The organism is Burkholderia sp. Se-20378 (assembly GCF_017104665.1).
In the GTDB taxonomy this organism is placed as follows: Bacteria; Pseudomonadota; Gammaproteobacteria; order Burkholderiales; family Burkholderiaceae; genus Burkholderia; species Burkholderia lata.
Genome location: NZ_JAAGPG010000071.1, coordinates 1 through 26,393, shown reverse-complemented (window position 1 = coordinate 26,393; position 26,393 = coordinate 1). Strand labels below are relative to the sequence as shown.

Genomic DNA, 26,393 nt, shown 5'->3' with positions numbered 1-26,393 from the left:
CATTCTGAAAACAGCCCCGACCATTTTCGAGATAAGCACGCAAAATTTTTCCTTGTGTACGTTTGCGCTGCCGGATTCGTCGCGTTTTCAATCTGACAATTTCCCCCTGTCGAAATCGACAGGATTGCAGGCCTCCGGGGCCGTGCGGCGGCCCGTCGCAACTCGTTTATGATGGCAGGCACCTCCGCCTCACCCGCTTCTTCGATGACGTCCGACCGGCCCGCCGATTCCCACGCTCCCGCCTCCCCACCCGCCGACGACTGGCAGGACGACGGCAACTATGCGTCCGGTGCGCCCGAGCACGATTTCGCGGTGCGTCGCGTGACGCTGATCGTGCTGCTCGTCGCGGCGATCGTGCTGCCGTGCATCTACGTCGTGGTGATGGCGTACAACGACCTGAAGACGCGCGAGGCCGCTGCGAGCGACGTGACGATGCGCACGGTGCGGGTGGCCGAGGAGCACGCGCTCAAGGTGTTCGACCTGAGCGAAACGCTCGATGCGCGCATCGTCGATCTCGTGCAGGACATGGACGACGCGACCGTGCGCAACCGGGAGTCCGACATCCACGAAGCGCTGAACACGATCGGCGGCGGCTATCCGCAGGTGGCCGCCGTGTCGATCTTCGGCGCGAGCGGGATGCTGCTCGCGAACAGCCTCTACTATCCGGCGCCCTATGCGTCGATCGCGAACCGCGACGACTTCGCCGGCATCCGCGACGGCAAGGTCATCGAACACATCTCGCGGCTGATGATGGGGCCGCTCAAGCTCGAGAACATCCCCGTGTTCAACACGGGCGTCGCGCGGCGCCATAGCGACGGTTCGTTCGCGGGGATGGTGTCGATCGCGCTGAAGTCGTCGTATTTCAACGCGTTCTACCGCGACCTGCTCGGCGGGGCGAGCACGCCGATGACGATGGCGCTCGCGCGCTCGGACGGCGCGGTGATCGCGTCGTATCCGCCGCCGCCGGCACTCGCGCACACCGATCGCGCCGTCACGTTCGGCGACGCGCGCAACGATCCGCGCGCCGGTGTCGTGCGCGTGCGCCACGACGGCGCGAGCAGCGAGATCGTCGCGTATCGCCAGGTCGGCAGCTATCCCGTCTACGTGACGTGCGCGTACCGCACGTCGGCGATCTGGCATGAATGGTACGAACACCTGAGCGTGCTGTTCATCTCGATGTTCGCGCCGTCGGTCGCGCTGTGGTCCGTGATCTGGCTGTCGCTCAAGCGGCTGAAGGCGGAAGAGGAGGCGTGGGACCGCTGGCAGGCCGAAGCGTCGATGCGGCGCTCGATCGAATCGGCGTACCGGCAGTCGCGCAAGATGCAGGCGCTCGGCAACCTCGTCGGCAGCGTCGCGCACGACTTCAACAACCTGCTGATGATCATCTCGAGCAACGTGCAGATCGTGCGGCGGCGCGGGGTCCAGCATCTCGACAAGGAACTCGGCGCAATCGAACGCGCGCTGAAGAACGGGCAGTCGCTCACGCGCCAGCTCCTCGGCGTCGCGCGCAAGCAGCCGCTGCACAACGAGACGATCGACGTCGGGCAATGGGTCGGCACGTGCCGCGAACTGCTGAAAACATCGCTCGGTTCGAAATCGTCGCTGGTCGTCGCGATCGAGCCCGGTGTCTGGCCGATCCGCGTCGACGTCGCGGAGCTCGAACTCGCGGTGATCAACCTCGCGGTCAACGCGCGCGACGCGATGGCGACGGGCGGTCGCTTCACGGTCGGCGCGCGCAACGTGACGCTGCGTCGCGAGGATGGCTTTCCGCTGACCGGCGACTTCGTGCAGATCTCGCTCGACGACACGGGTTCGGGCATGGCGCCCGACGTGCTGGCGCGCGCGTTCGAGCCGCTGTTCACGACGAAGGCGCAGGGGATGGGGACGGGGCTCGGCCTGCCGCAGGTGTTCGCGTTCTGCGAACGCTCGGGCGGCCTCGCGACGATCGACAGCGCGGTCGGCGCCGGCACGTCGGTGCGCCTCTACCTGCCGCGCGCACGCGCCGAGGATGTCGTCGCGCGGCCTCAGGCGGTCGCGCACGATGCGGGGACAGGCGCGCTCGCCGGCCTGCACGTGCTGCTCGTCGAGGACAACAGCGAAGTCGCGGCCGGCACCGAAGCGCTGCTGTCGCTGCTCGGGCACCGCGTAACCTACGCGCCCACCGCCGACGATGCGTTGCGCCTGATCGAAGGCGCGGCCGCGAACGACGCGTTCGACCTCGTGATTTCGGATATCCACATGCCGGGCCGCCTGAACGGCATCGACCTCGCCGAAGCCGTCGAGCAGCGGCCGGAGAAACTGCCCGTGATTCTCGTCACGGGTTATGCGGAGGAGCTCGACCGCACGCGCACCGTCAACGTCCGCGTGCTGTCGAAGCCGTTCGACATCGCGCTGCTCGACGAGATCCTGCTGGGCATCCGTGAAGCACGCGATGCACGACACGCGCGGCACGCCGGCACGTGACCCGCTGCGAGCGGGCCGGTGCCGACGCCGGCGGCGTGATCGGGTGTGACGCTCAGGCCGACTTCAGCAAGCGCACCCAGCCCGTGTAGCGATCGACGAAGCCCTGCAGGAACTTGCGGGTGTCTTCGCTGACGATCTGGCCCTGGTCGTCGATGCGCGCCGGATCGTGCTTGATGAACATCTCGGGCTGCCCGAGCGTCTTCACGTCGAGATACGCGAGCACGTTGCGCAGGTGCTGTTGCGCGAGCGCGGTGCCCGTCGCGCCCGGCGACGTGCCGAGCACGGCACCCGGCTTGCCCGACCACGAGTTGGAACCCCACGGGCGCGAGCCCCAGTCGAGCGCATTCTTCAGCACGCCCGGAATCGAGCGGTTGTACTCGGGCGTGAAGAACAGCAGCGCGTCGGCGGCCTCGATCGACTGCTTGAAGCGCTTCGCGACTTCCGGGAAATCCGCGTCGTAGTCCTGGCTGTACAGCGGCAGCTCGCCGATCTCGACGAACTCGAACGAGAAGTCGGCGGGGGCGAGCGAGATCACGGCGTGTGCGAGTGCGCGGTTCGACGAAGCGCGACGCAGGCTGCCGACGACCACAGCGATGCGATAGGACATGGCATTCTCCTTCCGGTGAGTGAGGAATCGGATCGATTGCTTCCGAACGAGCGACAAAGGTCTGTTTATAGGCAAGCCAGCCCGCGAACCGCCCCACGGGGCTGGCCGGCCGACTTTCCACAAGGTTTTCCACAGAAATTGTGGATAACTCGGCCGTTATGTTCTGACGTTACAGATTGCCTACCGCAGGTCGTTGCCGACACGCGACACAGGGTTCGGCAAGCATAGCGCAGAGCGTCGGCCGGTTTCGTGAATTCGTGACGGAACATGCATTGCAGGCCGGGACCGCGCCCAGTAAGCTGCTCGCACTGCGATGCGCCCGCCTTGTGGCACATGCGCGATCGCTTCGAGACACTGCAACCCAGACATGCCGTCCGCCTACGACGATCCCGTTTATCTCGCCCAACTGCGGCGCGACCTGCTGCGCTTCGCGCGGCTCCAGCTCCGTGATGCCGACGCGGCCGAGGACGCCGTGCAGGAAGCACTTGCCGCCGCGTGGTCGCATGCGGGCGATTTCGCCGGGCTGTCGGCGCACAAGACCTGGGTGTTCGGCATCCTGCGCAACAAGCTGATCGACGTACTGCGCGCGCGGCAGAGGACGGTGAGCCTGTCCGCGCTCGATGCCGAACTCGACGGCGAATCGGTGCTCGATCGCGAGTTGTTCAAGGAAAACGGGCACTGGGCCGCACATGCGAAGCCGCGACCCTGGCCACGCCCCGAAACGCTGTTGCAGCAGCAGCAGTTCTGGACGCTGTTCGAGGCCTGCCTCGATCACCTGCCGGAGCAGATCGGGCGTGTGTTCATGATGCGCGAATTTCTCGACTTCGAAATGACGGACATCTGCAGCGAATTGACGCTGACGACGAATCATTGCAGCGTGCTGCTGTACCGGGCGCGCACGCGCCTGCGAACCTGCCTGAGCGAACAAGGACTGACGACCGAAGATGCTGCCGGGGAAATGTACTAATGTGACGCGACTGCTGTCGGATGCGCTCGACCGGCATCTGACCCTGCATGAGCGCCTGCAGGTGCGTGTACACCTGCCGACCTGCAGTGGCTGCAGGGCCTATCGCGGGCAGATCGCGCTGCTGCGGACGGCTGCGAAAGCAGCGGCGGGGCGGGGGCCTGCCCCGGATGATGACGGTACGTCGTCCGGGGCAGGCTAGACCTGGATCGCGTGGCTGCGATCGTCCGGGCGCGGGTGACGTGCTGCCCGGCGATTGAGTCTGCCGGCTTCGATTGCCAGCGCTTGCGCTGATACTTGCGTCGGGCTGACGCAATCAGAAAAATACGGCGGGCAAGAATTATTCGAACAATGCCTGCACCGATTCGGGCGGCCGGCCGATGGCGGCCTTGCCGCGATAAACGACGATGGGCCGCTGCAGCAGAATCGGATGAGCGGCAATCGCCGCATAGGCTTCCGCATCGGTCAGATCGGCGCGGGCAAGGTTGAGCTCCTTGTACGGCTCCTCTCCGTCGCGCAGCATGTCGCGAACCGGGCGACCAAGCTGCTGATGCAGCGCTTCCAGTTCCTCGACCGTCGGCGGCGTCTTCAGGTACTCGACGACATTCAACGGCGCACCGGTGGTATTCAGCGACTCGACCAACGCAAGCGTCTCGCGCGACTTCGAGCATCGGGGGTTGTGGTAGATCGTGATCATCATTCAGGCCTGGAGGGTAGAGCCCTGTATTGTAGCCAGTCTGCATTGGCTGGCTTGGTGGGGGTGGTCGGCGAGGGATCGGGAGATCGGGTGTGGATTCGCTGCTTCGTAGAGGCAGGCAGGTTGATGAGGCTGTGCGATGGATCGCGAGAGGGGAGTGCTGATCGGGATGCGCTTCAATGAATTGGTGGGTTTATGCGCATAAAGGCTAGCGGGGCGCTGTCGCGGGAGGATGAATAGAGATCGCGCACGCCTGATCAATGCGATGAGGGGCGAGTGGCGAAGGGTGTAGCCGGTAGCGTCGCAGGCCGGTTGGTTTATGCGCATAAAGCGGGCTATTGCCGGGTGCGGTACCTCGCGATTAGCAGCGCGGTGAGTGCAGACATTTCGGCGCGTCGGTGTGGTGCCTGCTTGGTGTGATTGATGCGTCGGAATGCTGCCTCGCCAGTAGATCGCCGCACACTGGGTTCGGCGCGCTCGGGATGCAATCCTTCGTCACTCGCCGTCTACCGCTCGCGGTTTATGCGCATAAACGTAGCCTCCGGATAGCACGGTGTCTCGACGTAAGCGGGTTCAGTGGCACACCTGGAAGCTGCTTACCCTGCCCGGGTGACCCACTCACTACGCACGCTCGGAAGCACTGGCCGTCCCATCGGGCGTTACGCAACGCGCAAGTCGCACGCTCGAGCGCCACGGTTCCCGTGGAGTTTATGCGCACAAACTCTCAGGCTCTCAGGCAAGACTGCCCCATCGAACAAAAGGGCAGTGCACGCGTCCCCGCAGCAACTCTCTAGCCACACCGACGACGCCACACGCGATGTCACCGGGTTGCTCATCAACGTCTCAGGCATCCACCACGCCATCCAATCACGCCACCAGCCACCGTCGCTTCGTTTATGCGCATAAACCGATAGCCCGAATGGCCAATGCGTAGTTGTCGAACGACAATTTCATTGAAATCCAAATATCGTCCTGTAGAATTCCAACGACCAAAATAGGAGTGAAAATTGGCCGCGGAAATCATTGCAGTCACTCAACAAAAAGGTGGCGTCGGCAAAAGCACGATTGCCATGCACCTCGGTGCCGCGTTCCATGAAAAAGGGAAGCGCGTCCTCGTCATCGACGCAGACCGTCAAAACACACTGGTTCACTGGTCGAGCGCATCCGGCGACAGCGAAAACGGCATTCCGTTTCCGGTCGTCAACCTGGCCGAAGCCGATGGCCAGATCCACCGCGAGATCAAGAAGTTCATCAACGACTACGACATCATCGTCGTGGACTGCCCGCCGTCGATCACCGAGAAGGTATCGGGCGTGGTCCTGTTGGCCGCATCGATTGCCGTGATCCCGACGTCGTCGTCGCCGGCCGATTACTGGTCGAGCGTCGGGCTGGTCAAACTGATCCAGCAGGCGCAGGTCATGAACGAAGACCTCCGCGCCGTCTTCCTGCTGAACAAGACCGAAGAGAAGCGCATGCTGACCCGCGAGCTCAAGCGCGCGCTCGAGGAACTCGGCTTCCCGTTGCTGAAAACGCAGATCCCGACGCGGGAGGCGTACAAGCAGGCGATGGCGCTCGGTCAGACCGTGCTGCAGATGAACGATCGTGGCGGCAAGCTGGCTGCCGCAGAAATTCGCGCGTGCGCCGACGAAATCGTCGCCATGCTGCCCTGACTTTATGCGCACAAAGGAGTCACATGAAACCCTCCCAATTTGCCAAAGGATTCCAAGCGCGCCCGGATATCACGACGAGCGAGAAGCGCACGGCGCTCGATCGACTCAATGCGATCGACGGCATCGTCAAGTCCGAGACGCCCACCCCGGCGCCGACCAAATCCGCGAAGAAGGACATCGCACCGCCGCCCGCTCCCGAGCTCACGCTCGATCCGTCGATCGATGAATCGGCGCAATATCGCGCGTGGCGTCTCGAGAACCGCTATGCGCCGGGGCAGGTAATCGAGCTGTCGCTGAAGGCGATCAAGCATAGCCCGTTCAATCCGCGGCACTTCTATCTGAAGTCGTCGATTGCCGAACTCGCGGTCAACCTCGCGAAGCAAGGGCAGCAGCAGGCGATCCACGTGATTCCGGACTACGAGAACCCGGGCACGTATTTCGTCAGCGACGGCGGCCGCCGCGTGCGGGCACTGAAGGAAGCGAACAAGGAATCGGTCAAGGCGATCGTGATCGACGTGCCGATCGGCATCCAGAGCTACAAGCTCGGCTACGACCTCAACGTCCAGCGCGATTCGCAGACGGTGTTCGACAACGCCGTCGTGTGGCGCCGCTTCCTCGACGACAAGCATTTCCAGAGTCAGAAGGAGCTCTCCGAGCACCTCGGCCTCGACGAATCAACGGTGGCCGTCGCGCTGTCGATCGGCAAGCTGCCGGAAGCGATCATGCAGGAAATGGTCGCGCGCACTGATCGCTTCGGTTCGAACATGGCGTATCAGGTCGGCCGCTATCACAATGCGCGCGGCACCGAGGCCACGCTGCGACTGATCAACAAGATCGTGTCGGACGACCTCAGCACGCGCCAGGTGTCGGACATCGTCAAGGGCCGCGTCGCGGCGCAGGAAACGCCGAAGGCCGCAGGCCGTCAGCGCTATGCGCAGCGACTCGAGATCAAGCTCGGCGGCAAGTCGGTCGGCGACCTGAAGTCGTATGGCGAAGATCGCATCGAATTGCGCCTGCGCGGCCTCCCGAAGGACAAGCGCGACGCGATCCTCGAGCAGCTCGAGCGGATGCTGTTGTCGGAGTGATGGAAACGGCCGGCAGGGCCTGGTGAGGACGCCGGGCCCGCCAACCGGAGGGCGGGGCCGGCGGCGGCCCGTCAGCGGGCCTGAGCGGGCCTCAAGCGGCCCGCGACTGGTTCAGCGTGAACGACAGCAGGTCGCCGTCCGTCGGCTCGCCCCAGGTCCTCTGGGCCAGCCAGTCGAAAAAGGCCGTCTCGGCCAGCTTGGAATCGAGGCCGCGCTTGCGCCAGTCATCGCGCAGGTGCGTACCCATCGTCGGCAGTGCCTCCGATTCGAACGACTCGCGCGCCACTTCGCGCTCCGCGTCGCCCTGCTCTTCGTACAGCACCTTTGCTTCCTTGCGGCGGAACGCCGCGAACTCGCTCAACAGGCGTGCCTTCAGATCGTCCGGCTGGGCCGCTGCAATCTTCGGGGACGGCGTGCCGGCAGGCAGCGCGTCGACCGACTCGACCGGCGGCGCATAACCCTTCTTCAACGCATCCTTGAACAACGCCGGCGCGCTGCGCACCGGCGGCAGCGTCGTGCTGCGCATCCGCTGCTCGGTCATCTGCAGTGCGGCACGAATGCGGTTCTCCTCGCTATCCGCGTAGAGCGTCTGCGCTTCCTTCAGCGGGATCCCGAGCTTCACCATCCGGTCGACCAGCGTGCTGTCGAACACGTTCGGGTGTTCGTCGAGCGCGAGCATCGGCTGCTTGCGTTCGGTCACGCGGAACTGGATCTCCGCGACCCGGCGCCCTTCACGGTGCTCGATCAGCTCGACGAAGATGTTGGTGACCGCGTTGACTTCCGCGATCGCGGGACGCAGATAGTCGCGCTTGAAGTACTTGTACTCGCGCTTTGCCTCGTCGCCGGCTTCCGTATCGGGCGTGCCCGACAGGATCGGCCGCCACCACTCCCACGGCTCGCGCATCGTCAGGTGGCTCGGGTTGGTCAGGTAACGCACGCAGATTTCGTACAGCGCGAGACCGGCGCTGCTGCGCAGCTGGCTCTGGAACTGCAGGCTCAGGCGCGCATACTGGACCGGGTCGAGCAGCTTCTTCTTGATCTTCGGCGCGAACGAGAATTCGACCCACACGCGGCGAGTCGCCGGATCCTCGAGAATTTCCGCATCGGCGATCAGCGTCGAGATCCCCCACTTGCGGCCCGGCTTCTGGCTCGACGTCCCCGTGCTCCATTCGACCTGCACCGACACCATGCGGCGCAGGTGTTCCTTCACCAGTGCGGTGTCGTTCGAATCGAAGGCGGAGTTGGCAACGATGTCCGACAACAGCGCGCGATACGTATCGCCCGAATCGTCGGCCTGCTGCGCCACGGCCAGCAGGACATTGAACAGCTTGCGAGTGAGGAGCGTGATCTTGCCGCTCTTCGGCTGAATTGCGATCGCCTCGACGGCCTTACGCAATTCGGCTGAACTGGCACTCACCACATCCACATCGGTTTTCTTGGCGCGCTTCGTCGTGGCCATACGTCGGGTCGGAGGAGAAGTTTTCCGGAAGGATAGCGCCTGCGGTGAAGTGCGTCCAGAACGACATGCTCACCATAGCGGGTGAAGCGCACGTGCAAAACGGCACTCACCCCAGACGCTCCCGAAAACCCTCACCGCTCCGGATTTGCAGCGTTCCGGACTCGTCCAGACGTGCTGCGGGATGCGCCGATTCACAGAATTTCACCTGTGCGCGACACGTGCGAAATGTGCTCCCGTATCGGCTCACCTTTCGATTTGTCGTAATTTTACGACTGCGCGGCTGTGCGTTCGGCACAGGGTTGCGATCCCACGTCGCCGCGCTTCCCGATCGGCCCGCATCGGCCTGTATGCATGTACAGGCGTGACTCACCGGGAGATCGAGATCGCGTCCGGTATCCCGAAAGACGCCCGCGAAACCGGTCCGCGCGGCCCGATTGGGCCTGCTTTGTCGGCCCGGGCGCGCATTGTACAGTGCACAAACCGTATCGGGTCCCGAAAATACTCACCTCGAGCACAGTATGTTCATTCGTCCGGATATCAACGAATGCCCGACACGCGCGGGATTCGCAACCCAAGCCTCCCGAAAACGCTCACCCTACCGAAAAATCGCTGTGCCTCCACCGGCACGGGAATGGCTCCCGAAAAATCTCACCGTAACTGTCTCGGTATCAAAAATCCCAATGCCTTCCGATACTTATGCACAGAAGGCATTTGGCTGTGCGTCGCGGACATACCCCGAAAAGCCTCACCTTTCGACGGAAATCCTTCATACGACAACCTCATGTCAGCCCCCGAAAAATCTCACCTGTGCCAAAAAGTGGCACAGCAAAAACGAGATTTCTTCCAGTCCTGGCGGGCTTTTCGGCGAATTCGGCCACTCACAGGTCCCGAAAAGCCTCACCTGTGACCATTTTTCGGGCAAATTCCATTCCCGAAAAGCCTCACCTGTCGCTGGAATCACAGTCTGTGATCCGGGCCCCGAAAAATCTCACCTCAATGGGATCCAGGCAGGAAAACCCGGATTTCCCTCCCGAAAAACCTCACCTTTAGGGCTTCACAGGCCCCCAAGGGTGCTTTTGCTGTGCAAAATGGCGTTCGTTTCCCGGAAATCCTCACACCAAACTCCCCTGGAGTCCCGTGAAACCTCACCTTTCAGAAAAACTGCCTAAAAGATGGGCAGAAACGGGGCGCAAAGAAGGTCCTGCAAATTCTCACCTATGTCTGCACAGGCAGAAAACTGTGCAGTCAGGCACAGTGCGGGTTCTGTGGCTGTGAGGCCCCGAAAAGCCTCACCTTTAGGAAATCTCGTGTTTCACTGTGATCCCGAATCCGCTCACGACCTTTCCCGCAACGGCTCACGCAGCTCCCTGAACCCAATCACGTCAGCTCCCGCAGAAGATCACCTTGGCTCCCGTAAAACTTCACCTTGTCGGCCGGAAAGCCTTGCAGCATAAGGCTGTGCCGTGGCGTTAACGTTTTTAACTAAGGGTTCAAGGGTGTTTACTTCTAATACTCTCAAGACAAGGGCTGACGAGTTTTCCACAGACACCCCAACCCCTGAACACCCACAGGCAATCGGATCCGCTGTCATGTGAAACAAATGCCGAAATTCGGGGTCTGCAGGAAAATGCTTGTGAGACAAGGACTTGGCTGGCTTTCTTCGCTTTGTTTCACGGAATCCTGGGCCACAGTCGTCCGGATTGGCTCACAGACCCGATTTCTGTGCAAAGCGACGTAAATTCACAACGTCGAGCCGAAACATGTATCGATGAATACGTATTTCGTTATGATTGCCACACTTCAATGTCTGTGAGCACAGCGATGACCCTGGACGAAATACGTCACGCCATTCGGGACGAACTGGAATCGCTGCGCGCGAACGGTGCACGACGGCAGGAATTGTCGCTGCACGCGTGCAAGCGGTTGTTCTTTGATCTCGGCATCCGGCCGTCGGCTGCCAACGTTCGCGATCTCACCCAGACCGGCAGCGCCAGCGATATCCCGAAAGACATCGACCATTTCTGGGAGCGCATCCGTTCCGCTTCCAAGATCAGGCTCGACGGTGCGGCAATCCCGAAAGCTGTGGAGGAAAAGGCGGGGGCATTGCTCGGCGCACTCTATGAAGAAGCGTTGAAAGCCGCGCGGGACAGTCTGGATGGCGATCGCGAGCAGGTTCGCGCCGGCGTTGCCGACGCCGAACAGCGGCTGCGCGACGCAACTGTCCGACAGGAGACTCTCGAAAGCGCGCTCGCGCGTGGTGAAGCGAAAAACGAGCAGTTGCAGGCTCGCGTGACCGAACTTGAAGTCCAGCTCGCGTCGCAAACGACGCACGGTTCGGCAAGCGAGGCGACGTTGCTCACCACAGTCGCCCGACTGGAGAAGGAACTGGCCGCGGCCGCCGGCCGCGTCGAAGCCGAGCAGACGCACAATGCGACGCTGCGCGACCGCATCGATGCGCTACAAGCCGAACTGCAGCAGCGCACCGAGCACTACGCGCAGCAAATCAAGGACGCGGTGGCCGAAGCCGAACGCCGCGTCAAACCGATGCTGGTCGAGCTGGACTCGTTGCGCAGCATGGCGTCGACCTATCAGAGCGGTTTGCGCGACGTCCAGCGCAAGGAATTCGATTTCCTGCAGCAACTGAGTTCGGCCAAGGCGCGTGCCGACCGGCTCGAAGAACAGTTGCGCAGCCAGGGCGATGAACTGGAACGTGCAACGCGCGATGTGAGTTCGTTGCGCGCGAGCCGCGGCATGAATCCGGAAATCGCCGCGCTGATCCGCCGCCTGGCCGATGCCGGGCAACTGGATGCGGAGGCGTTTGCCGCGATCGGCACCTCGCTGGATCAGGAGATTCCGGTGCCGGCCCATTGTCCGCATTGCGACGGTGAGCCGGAGCTGTCACATAGCGAGGACGGTTTCGAAGTGGCCTGCCCCGAGTGCGAGCACGCTTCGGGCGCATGGCCGTCCCGATTCGAAGCCGTCGCGCGCTTTGCGCACACGTGACGCCAGGATCGGCTGCACAGCACAGGTGAGACGATCCGGGGAGCTTGAGGTGAGGGTTTTCGGGAGCTGTGAAACGGTGAGGCTGCGCCGCACAAGGCTGCTCACGGATCGCTTCGCGTGAGCAGCCAATGAGTGATCAGTGAGTTTCGTCGCCGTCGGACGCGTCACCGTTGCTGTCGGCCAAACCGTCACGCCAGTTCTTCCATGCGCGATGCAGGCGGTTCGACGAGATCGGCCGCATGAAGCCCAGCCATCTGCCGACCCGTTCGGGCGGCACGTCGTGTTCGAACAGTTCAGCCGCATAGGTATTGCGCAGCGTTTGCGGACTCGCGCGCGCGGTGCGCGACGACGTGAGCCCGGCGGATTCGACGATCGCGTCGATCGCGCGCAGCATCGTCGCCTTGTGCATCGGCCGCCCGGCATGGGATGCCGGGAACACGAGTTCCCCCGGAATGTCCTGGCGCTTGCGCTCGGTGAGCCAGGCTTCCAGCAGGGCGATCGCAAACGAGGCGAGGTGGGTTTCGCGGGCGAAATCCGGATGCGTCGACTCGATCTGCAGCGACGTTCCACTCGTATTGATGCAACTAATCGTGAGTGCGCGAGCTTCGCCGGTTTTGATGCCGGCACCGAGAAACGCGGCGACGAGCGCGCGGTCGCGCCGCTCTTTCCAGTACGCTGAACCGGATACGCCGATCGGCGAAAACAGGTACGCGAGCAATGTCGCGCGCTCGGCCGGCGTGAGGAAACCGGTCGGTTCGTTGTCGCGCGCCTTGCGCCAGTTCGCTTCGCCATCCTGAGCAATGAACCGGGCCGGGTTGGTCGATGCATATTCGGTGCGACGGATGTGGTCGAGCACGCGCTCGATCAGCCGCAAATAACGCATTCGCTGCGTTTTCCGGATCGGCAGCTCGCCGACGAAATTCGCGATGGTTGCGGTATCGACCGTTGCCAGATTCTTCTGGTGTGCGCGCATCCATGTGAGAAACGCGCCCCATTGCGCACGGTAGACGTCTGCCGACGAGCGGCGATAGTCCTGCATGGCGAGCCATGCATCGAATGCCGCTTCGGGCGAGAGGATCCAGTCGGATGCGCCACGGTCGAACAGATCTGTTTCTTCCGGGTGTGCCGGGGTATCGGGGGAGGCGGGAAGAGACATGTGATTTATTCCGTTAGTTGCGTATATGGTAGCCCTTTCCGCAACGTCTCGGGCTGCAAGAGGCTTGATAAGGTCGCCACGCGCGGCGGCCCGCGGCGGGCAATCAGTCGCCCCATGCCTTGGCCGGACGGTGAGCACGCTCGTGGGGCGCCGCGTTGTGCGACGACGTTGCCGCCGCTTCGTACGCGAGAACCGCGAACGAAAAAACAGCCGGCAGCGCATTCGAGCGCCCGAAGTCGATCGGATCGTCCGTTTCAGGAAACGTCATGTCCAACTGCCGTTCGAACAATTGACGCATGCCGGCCTCGTGCCGGCTGGCAAAGCCGAGATCGGCGAGTGCCTCGGCCTCGATGGCGTGCAGCAGGCGCCACGTCAGCGGGACGCGCTGGTGGATGTAACGCCCGGCGATATGCCGGACGATCAGCTCGAGGTCGTGCGCGGCAGCCTTGAAGCTGAGTGCGGCCAAATCTTGTTCTTCTGTCATTGCAGGCTCCTGTCGACCGGGCGGGCGCCTCGGTGCGCCGGCTCCGGCCCATGCATGGCGGAATGTCCGTATACTGTACAAACATACAGTGTTTTCCGCAACTGGCCTGCAATTGGCCCTTTGGCCAGCTATTCGCGCCGTCAGCGATGTATCACGATGAGCAGTGCCCGCGCCTCGGCCTTGCCGGGATTGCGGATTGCGTGCGGCTCGTCGGCCGGATAGCGCGCGGTGTCGCCCACCTTCAGGCGCCGGCTGGCTGCCGCGGCTTCGATTTCCATCGCGCCCTGCAGCACGGTGAGGTGCTCGCGCGTGCCGGGCTCGTGTGCATTCGATATCAGTGCGCCGCCGCCCGGCAGCGTCAGCTCGTACCACTCGAACTTGCCGGCGAGGTCGATCGGGCCCCACACGCGCAACTGGTAACGGCCGTCATGGCCGGCGAGCGTCGGGATGTCGTGCGGGCCGTCCACACGGATGGTCTCGGCTGCCTTCGGCTGCGAGAACAGCTCGTCGAGCGTGATGCCGAGCGCGTTCGTCAGCCGCCACGCAACGGCGATCGTCGGGTTGGCCTTGTCGCGTTCGATCTCGGAGAGCATCGATTTCGATACGCCGGCCGCGCGCGACAGGTCGTCGAGCGTCAGCTTGCGTTCGTTGCGCAGCCGCTGGATCTGCTCGCCGACACGCGGCGGCGTTGCGGCCGGCGGTTGCGGTGCGGCGCTGGCGGGCGTGCGCCGCGAACCGGAGGAACTTGCCATTTGGATTCCGTTCGCTTAGAGTTGTTCGATATTTCGAATTCTAGTTCGGAATATCGGATAAATGCGGTCAACCGAACGACCGACTATAACAGTAGCAGGCCGTTGCGCCGCCGCCACGAGTGGCGCGTTGCGGAATGCGAAACCCTGTCAGGAGCTTTGCGATGCGTGATGCCTTTCTCGCCCAGGTGCGCGGGACGCTGGACCAGATCCGCGCGGACGGTTTTTACAAGACCGAGCGCGAGATCGCGAGTCCCCAGGCGGCGGACGTGCGGCTCGCCGGTGGTGCCGGCGTGCTCAATTTCTGCGCGAACAACTATCTGGGTCTGGCGAACGATTCGCGCCTGATCGACGCGGCGAAGGCCGGCCTCGACCAGGACGGCTTCGGCATGGCATCGGTGCGCTTCATCTGCGGCACGCAAACCGTGCACAAGCAACTGGAAAGCGCGCTGGCCGCGTTTCTCGGCACCGAGGACAGCATCCTCTATTCGAGCTGCTTCGACGCGAACGGCGGGCTGTTCGAGACGCTGCTCGACGAGAACGACGCGGTGATCAGCGACGAGCTGAACCACGCGAGCATCATCGACGGCGTTCGCCTCTGCAAGGCGAAGCGCTTCCGCTACAAGAACAACGACCTGTCCGACCTCGAGGCGAAGCTCAAGGAAGCCGACGCAGCGGGCGCGCGCCACAAGCTGATCGCGACCGACGGCGTATTCTCGATGGACGGCATCATCGCCGACCTCAAAGGCATCTGCGATCTCGCCGATCGTTACGGCGCGATCGTGATGGTCGACGATTCGCACGCGGTCGGCTTCATCGGCACGCACGGCCGCGGCACGCCCGAGCACTGCGGCGTCGAAGGCCGTGTGGACATCATCACGGGCACGCTCGGCAAGGCGCTCGGCGGCGCATCGGGCGGCTATGTCGCCGCGCGTCGCGAGGTCATCGAACTGCTGCGCCAACGCTCGCGTCCGTACCTGTTCTCGAACACGCTCACGCCGAGCATCGCCGCGGCATCGTTGAAGGTGCTGGAACTGCTCGGCAGCGACGAAGGCGCAAAGCTGCGCGAGCGCGTGCGCGAAAACGGCGCGCGGTTCCGCAAGCAGATGACCGAAGCCGGCTTCACGCTCGTGCCGGGTGCGCATCCGATCATCCCGGTGATGCTCGGCGACGCGCAGCTCGCGACGAACATGGCCGACAAGCTGCTCGACGAAGGTGTCTACGTGATCGGCTTCTCGTTCCCCGTCGTGCCGCGAGGTCGCGCGCGCATCCGTACGCAGATGAGCGCCGCGCATACGCCCGAGCAGATCGACCAGACGGTCGCCGCGTTCGTGCGCGTCGGCAAGTCGCTCGGCATCATCTGACGGAGGCGCGATCATGAAAGCACTGGCAAAGCTCGAACGCGGCCCCGGCCTCACGCTCACGCGCGTGAAGCGTCCTGAAGTCGGCCACAACGACGTGCTGATCAAGATTCGCCGCACGGCGATCTGCGGCACCGACATCCATATCTGGAAGTGGGACGACTGGGCGCAGAAGACGATTCCCGTGCCGATGCACGTCGGTCACGAGTATGTCGGCGAGATCGTCGAGATGGGGCAGGAAGTGCGTGGCTTCGCGATCGGCGATCGCGTGTCCGGCGAAGGCCACATCACGTGCGGTTTTTGCCGCAACTGTCGCGCGGGGCGCCGGCATCTGTGCCGCAACACGGTCGGCGTCGGCGTGAACCGCGAAGGCGCGTTCGCCGAGTATCTGGCGATTCCTGCGTTCAACGCGTTCAAGATTCCGCCGGAGATCTCCGACGATCTCGCATCGATCTTCGATCCGTTCGGCAACGCGACGCACACGGCGCTGTCGTTCAATCTCGTCGGCGAAGACGTGCTGATCACCGGCGCGGGCCCGATCGGCATCATGGCCGTCGCGATCGCGAAACACGTCGGCGCGCGCAACGTCGTCATCACCGACATCAACGACTACCGGCTCGAACTCGCGCGCAAGATGGGCGCGACGCGCGCGGTCAACGTCGCGCGCGAGTCGCTGCGCGACGTGATGTCCGACCTGCACATGACCGAAGGCTTCGACGTCGGCCTCGAAATGTCGGGCGTGCCGAGCGCGTTCACGAGCATGCTCGAGGCGATGAACCACGGCGGCAAGGTCGCGCTGCTCGGCATTCCGCCCGCGCAGACGGCGATCGACTGGAACCAGGTGATCTTCAAGGGGCTCGAGATCAAGGGCATCTACGGCCGCGAGATGTTCGAGACCTGGTACAAGATGGTCGCGATGCTGCAGAGCGGCCTCGACCTGTCGCCGATCATCACGCATCGCTTTGCGGCCGACGATTACGAGAAGGGCTTCGCCGCGATGTTGTCTGGTGAAAGCGGCAAGGTGATTCTCGACTGGACGGCCTGAGTGCCGAAGGGGCGGCGCGGCATGTTTGCCGCCCGCCCCTTTTGTTTTACGTCTGCGTTTTCAAGTCGAAGCACGCGAATCCGGGCTCAAGGTGAGATTATTCGGGAGCTGTGTTTGCGTCCCGAATCGCGACACGATCGCACATCGGTGACCTGCAAACGCACGGTCACTTCACCTGTCGGCGAATCGCCTCGCTTCGCGCCATCACGCCGTTCGGCACCTGCTCTCCCTCGTCCGGGCACTTCCCTCTTGGCTTGCCGCGTGATCGTTCGCGACGCACGCCGTGCGATGTCGTGCCGAACCGTGGCATCAACCGTGAGCCTTCACGCGTCGTTGCGACTCACTTTTGCACGAAGTGATCGACACGCATCGACATCAATCGGCGTCGACTGGTGCGCAGACCGCTACTTGATCCGTTCACCATTCAACCCTCGTGGATCGAGCTGAAGACTCAACACGACGAGCCAGCGCTTCGGGCATTGCGGCGCGATGTCGGCCGGATCGCCGTGCGCGCCGGGCACGGTGACGAATCCGTGTTGAGCCGCGTATTGATACGCGCGCAACGCATCCGCCTGCAGCCAGAAGCTGACGAGCGCGCACGTGACGAAGCGGAACAGCAGCACCGTCGCGGCGTCCGGCGCGAAGCCGGCCATCACCAGCAGGCCTTCGAACGCGAACGCCAGCGCTTGGGCGACCGCAATCGTGAGAATCGTCAGTTTCAACACACCGCGCAGTCGCCGCGCCGCGCGCACGCGTGCCTGCCGGACGTCGAGCCGGGTGTGATCGTCGCCGCCATCGCGCTTCGGCATATCGTGTTTCATGAAGCGGCACCGACTTGCCGCATGACGTCGAACTGCGTCGTATCGCCGGCAACGATACGACCGCTCGCGACGCTGACGGATTTGCACAGGATCGTGCTGTCGTAGTTGTGTCCCGGAAATCGCATCACGTCGACCGGTTGGAATCCTTCGCGGCGATAGAACTCGATGAGCCGGATCGCCGCATACGGTGCATCGAGTGCGAGGTGCGTCGCGCCGCGCGCGGCGGCCCGCCGTTGCGCGAACGCGAGCAGCGAACGGCCGATGCCGCGATCCTGCCAGACGGGATCGACGGCCAGTTGGCCGAGCGTCGCCACGTGCCGGCTGCGGTACGGGTCGCAGCGGGAATCGGGATCGTGCGAACGCATCGTCATCGTCGCGACCAGGTGTGCATTGCCGAGCGCGACGAAGCACTCGCCGGTGAGCACGCGTTCGCGTGTCGCCGAGGCCGGCTGATCGACGCCCGGGCAGTTGAAGCCCAATGCGCCGAGCGGCGCGAACGCGCGATGCAGCAGCGCAGTCAACGTGTCGTACGAATCGTTGCGCGGGTCAAAGCGCCGCACGGCGACGCGGCCGTCGAGCCGCTTCGCATAAGCCGCATAGGCGCGCGCGGGGCGCGCGGATTCCGGTCGCTGCATGATGTCCTTTCGCCCAGACAGGGTGACCGAAGTGTAGTGAGCGTCGCGCGTCCGCTTCAAGAAAAAATGTCGTAAACGCGGCGGGCTGCGTCGCGCGGCCAGGCCGCGATTCAGCCCTCTCGCCGACAGGGCTTTTTCATGCAGGTGTTGACGGTGGAGAACGATCGTTCTACCGTAAACCCATGAACACACCTCACGACCCTTCCGGCGAACCGGGCGTTCGCGACCGGCTGCTCGATGCAGCCGAAGCGCTGATCTATTCGGGCGGCATCCACGCAACCGGCGTCGATGCGATCGTCAAGCGATCCGGCGCGGCCCGCAAGAGCTTTTATTCGCATTTCGAATCGAAAGAGGCGCTGGTCGTGGCCGCGCTCGAACGTCGCGACGAGCGCTGGATGCGCTGGTTCGTCGATGCAACGCTGGCGCGCGGCAAGGCGCCGCGCGTGCAGTTGCTCGGCATGTTCGACGTGCTGCGCGACTGGTTCGGGCAGCCCGATTTTCACGGCTGCGCGTTCCTGAACGCATCGGGTGAGATTCCCGACGCGGATGACCCCGTGCGCGTCGTCGCGCGTGAGCACAAGGCACGCCTGCTGGCATTCGTACGCGAGCGGTTCGATGCGTATGCCGACGAAACCGGCATCGAACGCCGCGGGCTCGCACGCCTGGCGCGCCAGTGGCTCGTGCTGATCGACGGCGCAATCGGTGTGGCGCTCGTCAGCGGCGATGCAAACGCCGCGCGCGATGCGCGCGCGACGGCCGAACTGCTGCTCGACGCGGTATCGCGGTAGTCGACGCAGCGAATCCGAACCGGCCGCGGTGGTCCGCGGCCACAACCTGAACAGGAGCAACCCATGTCCGCTTCCCCCGAAGTCCGTCCGCCCGTTCCGCCCTTCACGCTCGAAACGGCACGCCAGAAGGTGCGCGCCGCCGAGGACGGGTGGAACACGCGCGACCCGCAGCGCGTGTCGCTTGCCTATACGCCGCAAAGCCGATGGCGCAACCGTGCGGAATTCGTGACCGGCCGCGACGAGATCGTCGGGCTGCTGCAGCGCAAGTGGGCGCGCGAGCTCGACTACCGGCTGATCAAAGAGCTGTGGGCGTTCGACGGCAATCGCATCGCGGTGCGCTTCGCCTACGAATGGCATGACGACGCCGGCAACTGGTTCCGTTCGTACGGCAACGAAAACTGGGAGTTCGACGAAAACGGGTTGATGGCGCATCGTCACGCGAGCATCAACGACCTGCCGATTCGCGAGCAGGATCGTCTCTATCACTGGCCGCTCGGCCGTCGTCCGGACGATCATCCAGGGCTGTCCGACCTCGGGCTGTGACGCGCGCGTCGACTCGACGGATCGACGAACGCATCACCGGGCTTCAACGGTGAGGAAATTCGGGAGTCGCTGCGTCGAAGGTGAGGTTTTTCGGGACGAGGTGAAATGTCGCGTCGGACTGTGTGCTGTGAGCCGTTCGACGCGGCATCGTGCCGGGCAAAGCGGACAAGCCGCACACGTCGGCATCGCGTGATGCCTGCCCGGGCGGGCATGCAACGGTGTGCTTTACCGCGTGATGCATCTCACCGATCGCACAGGGCCGAGAGTGGATTGACGATCGGTGTGCGCGCGCGTGATGTGCAACTCACCGATCGGGTCGACGTCGACGACGGATAGCGCGAGCCGTGCGCGTTGCGATGCGACGTTGCTAACCGCCCGACTTCACGAGGCACGCATAAGAATTCAGACAAGTGCGCAAACGCATTGCGTGTCGCTCACCGCTCACCGCACGCGGATTCGTGCCCCCACGACCCGGCGCGTGCGAACGCGCCGGGCGTGATCATCAGCCTGCGATTCGCGCGGCGATCGCCTCACCCACTTCCTGCGTCCCCGCGTTGCCGCCGAGATCGCGCGTATGCGGCCCCGTGCGCAGCACGTCCTCGATCGCCGCGACGATCGCATCGTGCGCTTCGCGTTCGCGGCCCGCGCCGTTGCCGAGGAAATCGAGCATCAAGGCCGCCGACCAGATCATCGCGACCGGATTCGCGATGTACTGCCCCGCGATGTCGGGCGCGGAGCCGTGCACGGGTTCGAACAGCGACGGAAACTTGCGGTCGGGGTTCAGGTTCGCCGACGGCGCGATGCCGATCGTGCCCGTACAGGCCGGCCCGAGATCCGACAGGATGTCGCCGAACAGGTTGGACGCGACGACGACGTCGAAACGGTCCGGCTGCAGCACGAAGCGCGCACACAGGATGTCGATGTGCTGCTTGTCGACGGCGATGTCGGGATAGCGTTCGGCCATCTCGGCCGTGCGCGCGTCCCACCACGGCATGCTGATCGCGATGCCGTTGCTCTTCGTCGCGACGGTGAGGCGCTTCGCGCGTCGCTGCGCGAGGTCGAACGCGAATTTCAGCACGCGCTCGGTGCCGTGACGCGTGAAGATCGACTGCTGCATCACGATCTCGCGATCGGTGCCTTCGAACATCGTGCCGCCGACCGACGAATATTCGCCCTCGGTGTTCTCGCGCACGATCATGAAGTCGATGTCGCCCGCGCGCCGGCCGGTGAGCGGTGACGGCACGCCGTCGAACAGGCGTGCGGGCCGCAAGTTGATGTACTGGTCGAATTCGCGGCGGAATTTCAGCAGCGAACCCCACAGCGAAATGTGATCGGGCACCGTCGCCGGCCAGCCGACCGCGCCGAACAGGATCGCGTCCATGCCCGACAACTGCGCCTTCCAGTCGTCCGGCATCATCTTGCCGTGCTGCGCGTAGTAGTCACAGCTTGCCCAGTCGATCTGGACGAAGTCGAATCGGACGCCGAAGCGCGCGGTCACGGCATCGAGTGCGCGCAGGCTCTCGGGCATCACTTCACGGCCGATGCCGTCGCCGGGGATCACGGCAATCTTGTAAGTCCTGTCGGTCATGCAAAGCTCCTTGGCGGGTAGGCCGGCCGCGGTGAGAGGCAGCGGCACGTCACGCCATTCTATTTATTTCCATCCGGATTAAAATCGCGCGAAAGGTTAATCGACTTTCCACGAATCGTGAATAAATCGCCGAATCTCGACGACCTGCGCGTGTTCAGCCTGGTCGTCCGCCTGACCAGCTTCAGCGCGGCCGCCGAGCAACTCGCGGTATCACCCGCCTATGTCAGCAAGCGCATCGCGTTGCTCGAGGCGCAGCTCGGCACGCGCCTGCTGCATCGCTCGACGCGCCGCGTAACGGTCACGGAAGCCGGCGAACGCGTGTACGCGCGCGCCGAGAAGATCCTCGACGACGTCGATCATCTCGTCGAGGACGTATCGACCACGCGCACGGTGCCGCGCGGCACGCTGCGCATTTCGAGCAGCTTCGGCTTCGGTCGGCACATCGTCGCGCCGGCGCTGCTCGACTTCACCGCGCGTTATCCACAGCTGAATGTGCGGCTCGATCTGTTCGACCGGCTCGTCGATGTCGCGGGCGAAGGCTACGACCTCGACGTGCGCATCGGCGACGAGATCGCCGATCACCTGATCGCGCGCCGCCTTGCCGCGAACTACCGCGTGCTGTGTGCATCGCCCGACTATCTCGCACGGCGCGGCACGCCGCGTTCGCTCGCGGATCTCGCGTCGCACGACTGTCTTGCGATCAAGGAGCGCGATCACCCGTTCGGCGTGTGGCGGCTGAACGTGCGCGGCGAAACGGCAACGGTGAAGGTCGGCGGCGCGTTGTCGACGAACCATGGCGAAGTGGCGGTGCAGTGGGCACTGGCCGGGCGCGGAATCGTGTTGCGCTCGATCTGGGAAGCCGCGCCGCTGATCGAACGCGGCGCACTGTGTCGCGTGTTGCCGGACGCAATCCAGCCCGCGAACATCTGGGCCGTGTATCCGGAGCGCGTCGCGGCGTCGGCGAAAGTGCGCGTGTGCGTGGATTTTCTGGTGGAGACGCTGGCCGGCTTGAACACCGCAGCGGGTGACGAAACGGCCTGAAACCGGCTAAAGGTGAGCTTTTACGGGGGGCTGTGCGGAACGTCGGCAGGCACCCGTTTCCGGCTCGCGATCGCGTCGCGAGCCGGTCGCGTCCACCTTTCACCGACGCATTGGCGGCCGCAATGTGCAGGGCCGGCCGACGATGGTGCTCGCACGAGGCTTATGCCGCTTTCGCCACGTCTGCCGCGCCGAGCATCAGGTCGAGATTCTGCACCGCTGCGCCGGATGCCCCTTTGCCGAGATTGTCGAACACGGCAGACAGCAGCACCTGGCCGTGCTCGGCGTTGACGAATATGCCGAGCCGCAGGTCATTGGTGCCGTTCAGCGCTTGCGGATCCAGATGCGTGATCGCTTGCGTATCCGCGAGCGGCGTGACGTCGACGTGACGCGCGGCGGCGTAATGGTGCGCAAGACACGCATGCAACTGCTCACCGGTCACGCCGGCAGGGAGCAGGCGCAACTCGATCGGCACGGTGAGCACGATGCCTTGCCGATAGGCACCGTAGGCCGGCACGAACATCGGGCGATTCGTCAGACCGGCATGCTGCTGGATCTCGGGCACATGCTTGTGCGCGAGTGCGAGGCCGTAGACCTGCAGCGGTTTCGCTTGCGCAGCGTCGCCCGACTCGAATGCGTCGACGGCGGCCCGTCCGCCGCCCGAGTACCCGGAGACGGCATGGATGCTCACCGGGTAGTCGCGCGGCAGCAGGCCGGCCTGTTGCAGGGGCCGCAGCAGCGCGATCGCGCCGGTCGGGTAGCAGCCCGGATTGGTGACGCGCCGCGCGTGCGCAATCGTCTGCGCGTGGCCGTTCGCCATTTCGGGAAAGCCGTAGACCCAATCCGGCTGCGTGCGATGGGCCGAACTTGCATCGATCACGCGTACCGCCGGATTCCGGATGAAGCCGACCGCTTCGCGCGCGGCCGCATCGGGCAGGCACAGGATCGCGATATCGGTTGCGTTGATCGCTTCGGCGCGCCGCACGGGGTCCTTGCGCTCGTCATCCGGCAGCGTGACGAGCTGCAGGTCGGTACGTCCGCGCAGGCGTTCGTGGATCAGCAATCCGGTCGTGCCTTGATCGCCGTCGATGTAGACAGTGGGCTGGCTCATGAGGGTCGCGTTCCTTCGGTTCGGTCGTCGGGAAAACCGTATCGTCCGCCGAACACCTAGAATAGGAAAAGTTGAATTTACTGACTGCCAGATTCAGTTTTCTTGAACGAGAGGTGGGGAATGCGCGAAATCAGCCTGGACCGCCTGCGCACGCTGGTCGCGATCGCCGACCACGGGTCTTTCGTCGCGGCGGCGCAATGGCTTCATCTCGCGCCGCCGACCGTCAGTCTTCACATCGCCGAACTGGAAAGCCGCATCGGCGCGCCGTTGCTGTCCCGCACGCGCGGAAACGTGCGGCCGTCGCCTATCGGCGAAGTGCTGGTGGAACGCGCGCGCCGTCTGCTGGCCGAGGTCGAATCCACGCTGGACGATGTGCAGCGGCAGGTGCAGGGGCTGGCCGGGCGCGTACGCCTTGGCGCATCGACCGGCGCGATCGCGCACCTGTTGCCGCAGGCGGTGGCCCGGTTGCGCGAGCAGCATCCGGACATCGATGTCCAGATCGCGGTGCTCACGTCGCACGACACGCTGGCGCGCATTGCGCAGGGCACGCTCGATATCGGACTGGTGGCGCTGCCGCAGACGGCGGTCGCGGGGTTGTCGATCCGCGCGTGGCGGCGCGATCCGGTGATGGCGTTTCTGCCGGCGGACTGGCCGCTCCCGGCGCGCGTCACGCCCGGCTATCTGGCCGCCCGCCCGCTGATACTCAACGATGCGACTACGCGCCTGTCGCGGCTCACGACGGAGTGGTTCGCGCTCGGCGGCCACCGGCCGGAACCGCGGATCGAACTCAACTACAACGATGCGATCAAGAGCCTGGTCGCGGCGGGTTACGGCGCGACGCTGCTGCCGCATGAAGCCGGTGCCCCGCTACCCGATGCACGCATCGTCATGCGGGCGTTGCGCCCGGCGTTGTGGCGGGAACTGGGTATCGCGCATCGGGCGGGGCCGGTCGAGCGGGCGACGCAGCACGTGCTCGATGCGTTGTGGGCGCTGAAGGCCCGCTAGCGCGTGGAATGCGGGACAGCCGGCGCGGCGGTTCGTGCCGGGCGCACAGGCGCATCCGCTGCGCGCCGTTTCAGAGCCGGTTGTCCTTCGCGAGCGTCAGCACGCGTGCCCAGCGCTGCGCATCGCGCTTGTCCATCATCGGCAGCTTCCACTCGCTGCGCACGGCATCGCGCACGTGCACGACGAGATGCCAGCGGCCGCCGATCGGCGCGGCCTGACAGCCGTCGAGTTGCGACAGCGTATAGCGGCCGTCCGCGCCGTCGTGCGACAGCCACAGCAGCCCCTGCGTCGCGGACACACGCAGCTCGCCCCATGCGCGATGCACGATGTGGGTCCAGCCTTCTTCCTTCGTATTCGGTGCGATGTCGCGGCGGCGCTTGATCCACCACGCGATCAGCGCGATCAGGATCGCGGCGGCGAGCACGGCGGCCGCGATCGCGACCGGCTGGCCGAACTGCGCGGCGATGACGTGAAACAGGTGAACCGCGCCCCATCCGAGAGCGATGAGCGCGAAGAGTGCGATGAAAATCGGCATGTCTGATCGGAGAAGAGGACGGACCGGCGCATGCAGCGCGCCGATCCGTCGCGCACGGCATTACCGTTTGCGGTGAATGTCGTGCGTCACGAAGCCCGAGTCGTTGTTGGGCAGCGCGAGGCCGTCCTTGACTGCGAGCGTCTTGCGGATGTCGTCGAGACCCGCGGACCAGTGGTCACGCATCGTCGACAGACCGAACTGATAGTCCTTGTAGTGATGCTCGTACGCCTTCTGCTGGTAGATCAGGTGCTGGATGTTGTACTTCTTGCTGCACGACATCGCATCGGCTTCGACGCACCACGGATCCGCCTTGCGCTGCTCTTCCGGCACCTGGTCGAGCACGTGGCGCAGCACATTGCGGTAGCGTTGTTCGCGCTGCAGCGTGTCGGTGACGAAACGCGTGCGGCTCGAATACTGCACGTCCTTCGTGCGCTCGGCGACATCGGCCATCGAGCGCGGCAGCGGCCCGCGCGCGCTCCACAGATCGACCTGGAACGCGAGCGTGTCGCGGCGCGGCCGGGCGCGCAGCACTTCCATCAGCGGCGTATTCGACACGACGCCGCCGTCCCAGTAGTACTCGCCTTCGATCTCGACCGGCGGGAACGCGGGCGGCAGCGCGCCGGACGCCATGAAGTGCTCGGGCGCGAGGCGGGTGCGCGTGTTGTCGAAGTACACGAAGTTGCCGGTGCCGACGTTGACCGCGCCGACCGATACGCGCGTCTCGCCCGAGTTGATCCGGTCGAAATCGCACAGCTTCAGCAGCGTCGCGCGCAGTTGCGACGTGTCGTACCAGCTGATCTTCTCCGGATGATCGGACACGCCCGGCACCGGAGGCGGAAAGCGCGGCACGAAGAAGCCCTGTTGGCCCTGCATCATCGCGCTCGCCGCTTGCGACGCGGTGAAGAACGTGCGGATCTGGTCGATGCTGTTGAACAGCGCGAATTCGAATGCGGCCGGAACCGTCGGGAAGAACGCCGGCTTGCAGATCGTTTCCCAGAACTCGCGCAGCCGCTCGACGCGATGCTCGGGCGCATTGCCTGCGATCAGCGCGGTGTTGAGCGCGCCGATCGAGATGCCCGCGATCCAGTCGAGCGGAATACCCGCCTCGTGCAGCCCTTCGAACACGCCGGCCTGGTACGCGCCGAGCGCGCCGCCGCCTTGCAGCACGAGCGCGATCGTCTCGTACGGTAGCGTGCGCGCGGCGGCCGGTGCGCCGACCTCGTGATGCAGGTCCGCCGCATCGACGGCCTGTTTTTCTGTTCGGGCGTGCGGTTTCATCAGTTCTCCGAGAGATCCCGCCATTCATGGCGGAGACGGATGGCGCGACGTCGACGGACGGCACGCCATCGTGAGTAGTGAGAATAGGCGGTGATGCGGGAATCGCCTCCCTTCAGGGAGGCGGGGACGTTACTGCATGAACCAGCCGTGGCTGACGATGAACGACTGGCCCGTGAGCGCGGCGCTCGGGAAGGCCGACAGGAACAGCACCGTCTGCGCGACGTCCTGGACGGTCGTGAACACGCCGTCGACCGTATTGCCGAGCATCACCTTCTTCACCACTTCGTCTTCGCTGATGCCGAGCTCCT

General features: G+C 64.4%; 24 protein-coding genes and 1 pseudogene. 12 read left to right on the top strand and 13 right to left on the bottom strand.

Going from position 1 to position 26,393, the window contains the following annotated elements:
- The first annotated feature begins 204 nt into the window (after positions 1 to 204).
- On the top strand, positions 205 to 2,463 hold the full coding sequence (locus G3N93_RS11115) for a hybrid sensor histidine kinase/response regulator (RefSeq protein WP_174987846.1): 2,259 nt from the start codon (positions 205 to 207) through the stop codon (positions 2,461 to 2,463).
- Between the two features lie 52 nt (positions 2,464 to 2,515).
- On the opposite strand, the gene G3N93_RS11110 is transcribed toward G3N93_RS11115, so the two are convergent.
- A complete protein-coding gene (locus G3N93_RS11110) occupies positions 2,516 to 3,070 on the bottom strand; it encodes an NADPH-dependent FMN reductase (RefSeq protein WP_039344642.1) in 555 nt (184 codons plus the stop codon).
- A gap of 367 nt (positions 3,071 to 3,437) precedes the next feature.
- Between G3N93_RS11110 and G3N93_RS11105 the strand changes: the two genes are divergently transcribed.
- Entirely contained in the window at positions 3,438 to 4,037 is a 600-nt protein-coding gene (locus G3N93_RS11105) for an RNA polymerase factor sigma-70 (protein ID WP_069252807.1), read from the top strand.
- Complete coding sequence (locus tag G3N93_RS11100; RefSeq protein ID WP_206122026.1) at positions 4,015 to 4,236, top strand: zf-HC2 domain-containing protein; 222 nt, start codon at positions 4,015 to 4,017, stop codon at positions 4,234 to 4,236. The genes G3N93_RS11105 and G3N93_RS11100 overlap by 23 nt, the downstream gene beginning before the upstream one ends.
- A gap of 138 nt (positions 4,237 to 4,374) precedes the next feature.
- Here the strand turns inward: G3N93_RS11100 and arsC are convergent, their stop codons facing one another.
- The gene (arsC, locus tag G3N93_RS11095) at positions 4,375 to 4,734 is read right to left on the bottom strand and encodes an arsenate reductase (glutaredoxin) (protein WP_206122027.1); all 360 of its coding nucleotides are present in this window, start codon (positions 4,732 to 4,734) and stop codon (positions 4,375 to 4,377) included.
- A 1,004-nt stretch (positions 4,735 to 5,738) separates the two neighbouring features.
- Here arsC and parA point away from each other — a divergent pair.
- On the top strand, positions 5,739 to 6,401 hold the full coding sequence (gene parA, locus G3N93_RS11090) for a ParA family partition ATPase (RefSeq protein ID WP_059238301.1): 663 nt from the start codon (positions 5,739 to 5,741) through the stop codon (positions 6,399 to 6,401).
- A 23-nt stretch (positions 6,402 to 6,424) separates the two neighbouring features.
- A complete protein-coding gene (locus G3N93_RS11085) occupies positions 6,425 to 7,486 on the top strand; it encodes a ParB/RepB/Spo0J family partition protein (protein WP_174940462.1) in 1,062 nt (353 codons plus the stop codon).
- A 91-nt stretch (positions 7,487 to 7,577) separates the two neighbouring features.
- On the opposite strand, the gene G3N93_RS11080 is transcribed toward G3N93_RS11085, so the two are convergent.
- Entirely contained in the window at positions 7,578 to 8,945 is a 1,368-nt protein-coding gene (locus G3N93_RS11080; protein WP_011353619.1) for a replication initiation protein, read from the bottom strand.
- Positions 8,946 to 10,766: 1,821 nt separating this feature from the next.
- Here G3N93_RS11080 and G3N93_RS11075 point away from each other — a divergent pair.
- Positions 10,767 to 11,948, top strand: a complete 1,182-nt coding sequence (locus G3N93_RS11075) for a DNA-binding protein (RefSeq protein WP_206133019.1) — start codon at positions 10,767 to 10,769, stop codon at positions 11,946 to 11,948.
- A 136-nt stretch (positions 11,949 to 12,084) separates the two neighbouring features.
- Here G3N93_RS11075 and G3N93_RS11070 read toward each other — a convergent pair whose 3' ends face one another.
- The 3 genes from G3N93_RS11070 to G3N93_RS11060 all read right to left on the bottom strand — a co-directional run bounded on the left by G3N93_RS11070 (position 12,085) and on the right by G3N93_RS11060 (position 14,340).
- Positions 12,085 to 13,104, bottom strand: a complete 1,020-nt coding sequence (locus G3N93_RS11070; RefSeq protein ID WP_174942098.1) for a tyrosine-type recombinase/integrase — start codon at positions 13,102 to 13,104, stop codon at positions 12,085 to 12,087.
- Between the two features lie 103 nt (positions 13,105 to 13,207).
- A complete protein-coding gene (locus G3N93_RS11065) occupies positions 13,208 to 13,588 on the bottom strand; it encodes a DUF2471 family protein (RefSeq protein ID WP_206133018.1) in 381 nt (126 codons plus the stop codon).
- A 140-nt stretch (positions 13,589 to 13,728) separates the two neighbouring features.
- Positions 13,729 to 14,340 carry a helix-turn-helix domain-containing protein gene (locus tag G3N93_RS11060; protein ID WP_011356767.1) on the bottom strand — a complete coding sequence of 204 codons (612 nt, stop codon included), beginning with the start codon at positions 14,338 to 14,340 and terminating at the stop codon, positions 13,729 to 13,731.
- A gap of 161 nt (positions 14,341 to 14,501) precedes the next feature.
- Here G3N93_RS11060 and G3N93_RS11055 point away from each other — a divergent pair, with 161 nt between their 5' ends.
- The gene (locus G3N93_RS11055; protein ID WP_174942103.1) at positions 14,502 to 15,701 is read left to right on the top strand and encodes a glycine C-acetyltransferase; all 1,200 of its coding nucleotides are present in this window, start codon (positions 14,502 to 14,504) and stop codon (positions 15,699 to 15,701) included.
- Positions 15,702 to 15,714: 13 nt separating this feature from the next.
- Positions 15,715 to 16,743 (top strand): L-threonine 3-dehydrogenase, encoded by a 1,029-nt coding sequence (tdh, locus tag G3N93_RS11050; RefSeq protein ID WP_011356765.1) that lies wholly within the window; start codon positions 15,715 to 15,717, stop codon positions 16,741 to 16,743.
- Positions 16,744 to 17,147: 404 nt separating this feature from the next.
- Here the strand turns inward: tdh and G3N93_RS11045 are convergent, their stop codons facing one another.
- Both G3N93_RS11045 and G3N93_RS11040 read right to left on the bottom strand, forming a co-directional pair.
- Positions 17,148 to 17,564, bottom strand: coding sequence for a hypothetical protein (locus G3N93_RS11045; protein WP_174940454.1), 417 nt, complete (start codon positions 17,562 to 17,564; stop codon positions 17,148 to 17,150).
- On the bottom strand, positions 17,561 to 18,199 hold the full coding sequence (locus G3N93_RS11040; RefSeq protein ID WP_206133017.1) for a GNAT family N-acetyltransferase: 639 nt from the start codon (positions 18,197 to 18,199) through the stop codon (positions 17,561 to 17,563). The genes G3N93_RS11045 and G3N93_RS11040 overlap by 4 nt, the downstream gene beginning before the upstream one ends.
- A gap of 182 nt (positions 18,200 to 18,381) precedes the next feature.
- On the opposite strand from G3N93_RS11040, the gene G3N93_RS11035 reads away from it, so the two are divergent.
- Positions 18,382 to 18,987 carry a TetR/AcrR family transcriptional regulator gene (locus G3N93_RS11035; protein WP_174940450.1) on the top strand — a complete coding sequence of 202 codons (606 nt, stop codon included), beginning with the start codon at positions 18,382 to 18,384 and terminating at the stop codon, positions 18,985 to 18,987.
- A gap of 63 nt (positions 18,988 to 19,050) precedes the next feature.
- Positions 19,051 to 19,530 carry a nuclear transport factor 2 family protein gene (locus tag G3N93_RS11030; RefSeq protein ID WP_039344601.1) on the top strand — a complete coding sequence of 160 codons (480 nt, stop codon included), beginning with the start codon at positions 19,051 to 19,053 and terminating at the stop codon, positions 19,528 to 19,530.
- Positions 19,531 to 20,032: 502 nt separating this feature from the next.
- On the opposite strand, the gene G3N93_RS11025 is transcribed toward G3N93_RS11030, so the two are convergent.
- Complete coding sequence (locus tag G3N93_RS11025) at positions 20,033 to 21,118, bottom strand: tartrate dehydrogenase (protein WP_206133016.1); 1,086 nt, start codon at positions 21,116 to 21,118, stop codon at positions 20,033 to 20,035.
- Between the two features lie 117 nt (positions 21,119 to 21,235).
- On the opposite strand from G3N93_RS11025, the gene G3N93_RS11020 reads away from it, so the two are divergent.
- A complete protein-coding gene (locus G3N93_RS11020; RefSeq protein WP_174940446.1) occupies positions 21,236 to 22,159 on the top strand; it encodes a LysR substrate-binding domain-containing protein in 924 nt (307 codons plus the stop codon).
- A 160-nt stretch (positions 22,160 to 22,319) separates the two neighbouring features.
- Here the strand turns inward: G3N93_RS11020 and argC are convergent, their stop codons facing one another.
- Entirely contained in the window at positions 22,320 to 23,267 is a 948-nt protein-coding gene (argC, locus tag G3N93_RS11015; protein ID WP_206133015.1) for an N-acetyl-gamma-glutamyl-phosphate reductase, read from the bottom strand.
- A gap of 120 nt (positions 23,268 to 23,387) precedes the next feature.
- On the opposite strand from argC, the gene G3N93_RS11010 reads away from it, so the two are divergent.
- Positions 23,388 to 24,272: a LysR family transcriptional regulator gene (locus G3N93_RS11010; protein ID WP_174940442.1), complete on the top strand. Its 885-nt coding sequence runs from the start codon at positions 23,388 to 23,390 to the stop codon at positions 24,270 to 24,272.
- Between the two features lie 70 nt (positions 24,273 to 24,342).
- On the opposite strand, the gene G3N93_RS11005 is transcribed toward G3N93_RS11010, so the two are convergent.
- The 3 genes and pseudogenes from G3N93_RS11005 to G3N93_RS10995 form a co-directional block, all read right to left on the bottom strand.
- On the bottom strand, positions 24,343 to 24,807 hold the full coding sequence (locus G3N93_RS11005) for a hypothetical protein (RefSeq protein ID WP_174987829.1): 465 nt from the start codon (positions 24,805 to 24,807) through the stop codon (positions 24,343 to 24,345).
- Between the two features lie 60 nt (positions 24,808 to 24,867).
- Positions 24,868 to 26,085: a patatin-like phospholipase family protein gene (locus G3N93_RS11000; RefSeq protein WP_174940438.1), complete on the bottom strand. Its 1,218-nt coding sequence runs from the start codon at positions 26,083 to 26,085 to the stop codon at positions 24,868 to 24,870.
- 129 nt (positions 26,086 to 26,214) lie between these two features.
- Positions 26,215 to 26,393 (bottom strand): annotated as a pseudogene (locus G3N93_RS10995) (3-hydroxybutyrate dehydrogenase); the annotation flags it as partial.